Below are 531 nucleotides of genomic sequence, written 5' to 3' on the forward strand. Positions count from 1 at the left end.
GCTGACGCGCCGGTCGCCCCGCCGCCACGCGCGTCCGTCCACCCGCCGCCCTGCGCGGGCCATCGCCGGGCCGCGGCGTAATCACGCGGCCGGGGCCGACCGGTGTGGACGGAGGACGACAGTTCGTTCACTGTCTTTCCCGCCACCGGCGATCCGCCTGCACGACGGCCGGTCCCGCACCGTTGACCGCAGCCGGCGGTCTCCGGGGCGTTCGCCCGTGCGAACGGCGCCCTCAGGGCCGGAAGACGACCTTCACCGCACCGTCCCGCTTGGCCTGGAACATGGCATACGCTTCCGGCGCCTCGGCCAACGACACGTGGTGGGTGGCGAATTCGTCGACGCCCAGCGGATCCTGGTCGCTCAGCAGCGGCAGAATGTCGGGCACCCAGCGGCGCACGTTGGCCTGGCCCATGCGCAGAGTGACCTGCTTGTCGAAGAGCGTCAGCATGGGCATCGGGTCGGCGGCCCCGCCGTAGACGCCGGACAGGGAGATCGTGCCCCCGCGGCGCACCACGTCGATCGCGGTGTACA

General features: G+C 72.5%; 1 pseudogene. It reads right to left on the reverse strand.

From position 1 onward, the window contains the following. Positions 1–232: 232 nt before the first annotated feature. Positions 233–531: pseudogene (locus RM572_RS28825) on the reverse strand (glutathione-dependent formaldehyde dehydrogenase); the annotation flags it as partial.

This window comes from Streptomyces hazeniae, from assembly GCF_031845485.1.
Classification (GTDB): domain Bacteria; phylum Actinomycetota; class Actinomycetes; order Streptomycetales; family Streptomycetaceae; genus Streptomyces; species Streptomyces hazeniae.